The organism is uncultured Frigoribacterium sp., from assembly GCF_963515265.1.
Classification (GTDB): Bacteria; Actinomycetota; Actinomycetes; order Actinomycetales; family Microbacteriaceae; genus Frigoribacterium.
In genome coordinates this window covers 1-5,566 of sequence record NZ_CAUPYL010000172.1, presented here as the reverse complement: position 1 = coordinate 5,566, position 5,566 = coordinate 1, and the positions used below count along the sequence as shown (strand labels likewise).

Sequence of the window (5,566 nt, the reverse complement as noted above, 5' to 3'; positions counted from 1 at the left end):
GGTGCAGGAGGCGGCGGTGCAGGAGGCAGCGGCGGCGACTCGCGTGCGGCCGCAGCCGTGCTCGGCAGCGACTGGCGCACCAGCTTCGAGGCTGCCGACGCGCAGCCCCTCGCGAGCACGCCCGCGACGCCCGACGACCTCGGCACCGTGAAGGCCTCGAACGGCCTGCCGCCCGGCAGCCTGCTCGGCCACGTCACCGAGGCCTCGGCGAGCGCTGACAACGCCCCGGGCGAGATCGCCGTGAACCTCACGGACGGCAACCCCGCCAGCAAGTGGCTCGCGTTCCAGCGCACCGCGACGATCACCTACCTGCTCGACTCGCCGCAGACCGCGACCGAGTGGTCGCTGACGAGCGGCAACGACGCCCCCGAGCGCGACCCGCGGGCGGTCACGCTGCAGGGCTCCGCCGACGGAGGCGCGACCTGGGTCGACCTCGACGCGCAGCCCGCCGTGGCGTTCACGGGCCGAGGCGTGACGAACGAGTACGCGGTCACCGCCCCGGGCGCCTACGACGCGTACCGGCTCGACATCACGCAGAACGCGGGTGCGGGCCTCACCCAGCTCGCCGACTGGTCGCTCGGCGACGGCACGGAGGCCGTGCCCGAGTCGGGCCCGATGGTGACCGTGGTCGGCGGCGGCCCGGTCAGCGGCCCGAACATGAAGCCCGGCGCGGGCTTCAGCGGCACCAAGTCGCTGCGCTACGCGGGCGAGCACACGGCTGCCGCGGGTCGGGCCACCAACGTCCTGTTCGAGGGCCTCGAGCTCGAGATCGGCGACGACACCGAGTTCTCGTACCGGATCTTTCCCGAGCTGGGCGGAGACCTGCAGTACCCCGCCACCTACGCGGCGATCGATCTCGAACTGGCCGACGGCCGCGTCGTGAGCGGCGTGCAGGGCGTCGTCGACGCCCACGGCGAGGGCACCTCGGCCGCCGCCCGCGGCTCGTCGAAGATCCTCTACGCCGACCAGTGGAACTCGGTGCGGGTGCCGCTCGGCGACCTCGCCGGCGAGACCGTGACGCGCGTCCTGTTCGACTACGACAACGCCGGCGGCGCCGTCGGCACGAGGTTCCAGGGCTGGGTCGACGACCTCGACCTCGACCCGGCCCCCGCCCGGGTCGACGGCTCGAGCCTCGTGAACCACGTCGACACCCGCCGCGGCACCAACTCGACCGGCGGCTTCAGCCGGGGCAACAACGTGCCCGCGGCGACGGTGCCGAACGGGTTCAACTTCTGGACCCCGATGACGAACGCGTCGAGCCAGACCTGGCTCTACGACTACCAGCGCGGCAACGACGACGCGAACCTGCCCCGCCTGCAGGGCATCGGCGTCTCGCACGAGCCGAGCCCGTGGATGGGCGACCGGAACCAGCTCGCGATCCTGCCCTCGACGACGGCCGTGACCGCCGCGGACGCAGCCGCGGGAGGCGGCACCGCGCCCGACGCCTCGCTCGCCGCCCGGGCCCTCCAGTTCGACCACGGCGCCGAGATCGCGCGCCCCGACCTGTACAGCGTCGAGACGACGAGCGGCCTCGAGGCCGCCGTCACGCCCACCGACCACGGCGCCGTGCTGCGGTTCGCCTTCCCGGAGAGCACAGCCCCCGAGGGCACGGGCACCGAGGGCGCGGCCGCGGGCGACCGCACCGGCAGCGTGCTCGTCGACCAGGTCGCCGGGAACTCGGGCCTCACCGTCTCCGCCGACGGCCGGGTCTCCGGCTGGGTCGAGGGCGGCTCAGGCCTGTCGACCGGGGCGACCCGCATGTTCGTCAGCGGTCAGTTCGACCGCACGCCCACCTCCGTGGGCTCGGCCGCGGGCGACCGGACGGGCGCTCGGTACGCCTCGTTCGACGTCTCCGCCGCGGGGGCCGGCAGCGCTGCCGGCGTCGTCGAGCTCCGCCTCGCCACGTCGTTCATCTCGTCCGAGCAGGCCGCGCACAACCGCGACCTCGAGCTCACCGGACGCAGCTTCGACGAGGTGCGCACCGACGCCGAGCGACAGTGGAACGACCGCCTGGGCGTGATCACCGTCGAGGGCGCCCGGGACGACCAGCTCGCCACGCTCTACGGCAGCCTGTACCGCCTCAACATGTACCCGAACTCGCAGTTCGAGAACACGGGCACGGCCGCCGCGCCGACCTACCGCTACGCGAGCCCGGTCGCCCCGACCGTCGGCACCGCCACGGACACGACGACGAACGCCGTCGTGAAGGACGGCAAGGTCTACGTCAACAACGGCTTCTGGGACACCTACCGCACCGTCTGGCCCGCCTACTCGCTGCTCTACCCCGAGGTCGCGGGCGAGCTGATGGACGGCTTCGTGCAGCAGTACCGCGACGCCGGCTGGATCGCCCGCTGGTCGAGCCCCGGCTACGCCGACCTGATGACCGGCACCAGCTCGGACGTCGCGTTCGCCGACGCCTACGTCAAGGGCGCGGTCGACGGCGACCTCGCGCTCGAGGCGTACGACGCGGCGCTGAAGAACGCCAGCGTGCAGCCGACCCAGAGCGGCGTGGGCCGCAAGGGCCTCGACCAGTCGCTGTTCCTCGGCTGGACGCCGTCCAGCACGGGCGAGAGCGTGTCGTGGGGGCTCGAGGGCCACATCAACGACTTCGGCCTCGGCCAGATGGCGGCGAAGCTCGCCGACGACCCGGCCACCCCGGAGGCGCGGCGCGCGCAGCTGAGGGAGGAGTCGGCCTGGCTGCTCGACCGCGCCCGCGACTACGGCACCCTGTTCGACCCGGCGACCGGGTTCTTCCAGGCGCGCGACGCCGACGGCGCCTTCGCCGAGCCCGCCGAGACCTACGACCCCGAGTCGTGGGGCGGGGCCTACACCGAGACGAACGGCTGGAACTTCGCGTTCCACGCCCCGTTCGACGTGCCGGGCCTCGCCGCGCTGTACGGCGGCTCGGAGGGCCTCGACGCGAAGCTCGCCGAGTTCTACGCGACGCCCGAGGAGGCGGACAAGCCGGGCGGCTACGGCGGCGTCATCCACGAGATGGTCGAGGCTCGCGACGTGCGGATCGGCCAGCTCGGCATGAGCAACCAGGTCTCGCACCACATCCCCTACGTCTCAGCGGCGAACGGCGACCCCGCGACGACCCAGCGGGTCGTCCGCGAGATCACGCAGCGCCTCTTCGTGGGCAGCGACATCGGGCAGGGCTACCCCGGCGACGAGGACAACGGCGAGATGTCGTCGTGGTTCCTGTTCTCGGCGCTCGGCTTCTACCCGCTGGCGATGGGCACGGACTCGTACACGATCGGCTCGCCGCTCTTCGACGAGGCGACGATCCACCTCGAGAACGGGAAGGACTTCACGGTCCGCGCCGAGGGCAACTCGAACGAGGCGGTCTACGTGCAGTCGGCCACCCTCGACGGCGAGGCGATCGACACCGCCTCGCTGAGCCAGCAGAGCATCAGCCGAGGAGGCGTGCTCGAGTTCACCATGGGCACGCAGCCGAGCGGGTGGGCGGCCCACGCACCGGACCCCGCCGACCCGGCGGCGACGCTGGTCGACGCCACCACGGCGGGCCAGGGCGTGCTCAGCGCGAGCGACGGCACCGACGTCGCCCGCCTCGCCGACGACTCGGCGAGCACCGCGGCGACGTTCGAGCTACCCGACGTCGACGTCACCTGGCGCTCGGCCTCCGGGCCGGTCACCGTGTCGCGGTACACGCTGACGAACGGGCCCGAGGGCTCCGCGGCCCCCACGGGCTGGACGCTCGAGGGCTCGACCGACGGCACCACCTGGCTGCCGCTCGACGAGCGCGCGGCGCAGACGTTCCCGTCGGCGCTGCAGACCCGGCCCTTCGCCGTCACCGACCCGCGGCCCTTCACCTGGTACCGGATCGCGACGACCGGCACCACCGACGGACGCGCGGCCACGCTCAGCGAGATCGAGCTCATGGCCGACCCGACGGCACCCGCCGGCGCGTTCACGGTCAGCGGCAAGCCGGGCCTGACGAGCGAGGCGGGCGCCTCGTTCGAGAGCGCGGTCGCCACCGTGACCCGCGCCTCCTCGACGGGGTCGCCCGAGGCCGGCGGCGGTGACGCCGGCGCCGTGCCCGACGGACTCGTCGCGACGGTCGACTGGCTCGACGGCGAGGGCCCGCAGCAGGCGACCCTGACCCCGACCGCGCTCGGCGGCTGGGACGTCACGGCGCCGGCGAGGGTCTTCGACGCCCCGGCGACCTACACGGCGATCGTGACCGCGACCGACGGGACCGACTCCGCGAGCACGACGACCTCGGTGGTCGTCTCGCGGACGGCTCCGGCGTTCGAGGACGCCTTCGACAGCGTCTGCCTCGGCGAGCCCGGACAGGCCGCGAACTGCGACTACCTGGGCAACGGGTTCTCGCGGCCGTCGCTGGCGGGCAAGGGCTTCGTACAGGGGACCGAGGTGGCCGTGCCCGGCACCGAGCTGACGTTCGACCTGCCGGCGGTCCCCGCGGGCGAGCCGGACAACGCGACGGGGCAGGGCCAGGTGCTGCCGCTCGACCTCGGCGACGACGTGACGCAGCTGTCGGTGATCGGCACCGCGACCGAGAAGCCGCAGCAGACGGTCGGCACGCTGACCTTCGACGACGGCACGACGCAGGAGCTGCCCATCGAGTTCGGCGACTGGACGGGCGGCGTGACCACGCCCTCGTTCGGGAACATCGTCGTCGCGACGTCGGACGGCCGCACGAACGGGGCGAACGGATCCGACACGGCCGTCGCCGGCGTCTACTCGACGGCGCCCGTGACGCTGCCCGAGGGCAGGCGCGCCGTGTCGCTCACGATGCCGACGCAGACGGGCGACCCGCGGTCGGCCGGGCGGATCCACGTGTTCGCGATCGCCACGGACGGGACGCGCCTCGCACCGCCGGAGGCGCTGGTCGCCACGGGCGCGGAGGCCGGCCTGGCCGGGACCGCCGGCGTCGAGGTCTCGGGCGCGCTCGCGACCGTGACGGGCGGAGTCGGTGCTGGTGCTGGTGCTGGTGCGGAGGCTGGTGTCCGCGCGCTCGTGAACTGGGGCGACGGCACCGCCGTCACGTCGGGGACGATCGTCGACGGCGTGGTCTCGGGGGCGCACACCTACGCGCTGCCGGGGAGCTACACGGTGACGGTGACCGTCGACGACGGGCGTTCGAGCTCGGCCACGACCACGACCGCGGTGATCGCGGCCGCGCCGGTCGACCCGGGCCCGGTGGACCCGGGAACTCCCGGCGACCCCGGCACGCCCGGGAACCCGGGCACGCCGGGCACGCCCGGGAACCCCGGCACGCCGGGGGCGTGGACGCCCTCGCTGCAGGTCCTGGCCGACTCGGCGACACGGGGCACGGTCGTCCCCGTCGACGGCAGCGGCTTCGCACCGGGCGAACAGGTGTCGCTGACGCTGTTCAGCGACCCGATCGCGCTCGGCACGCTGACCGCCGACGCGGACGGCATCGTCCGCGGGTCGTTCACGGTGCCTGCCGCAGCGACGACCGGGGCGCACGAGGTCGAGGCCCTGGGCGCGACGTCGCAGGTGGCGGTGCGGGCGGCCTTCCGGGTCGTCGACACGGCGGCGGCCGACGCCGGACGCGCCC

General features: G+C 74.0%; 1 protein-coding gene. It reads left to right on the top strand.

All coding sequences use genetic code 11. The annotated features are described in order from the left end of the window. On the top strand, positions 1-5,566 hold a 5,566-nt coding region (locus RWM17_RS11735; protein ID WP_314103893.1), incomplete at both ends, for a GH92 family glycosyl hydrolase.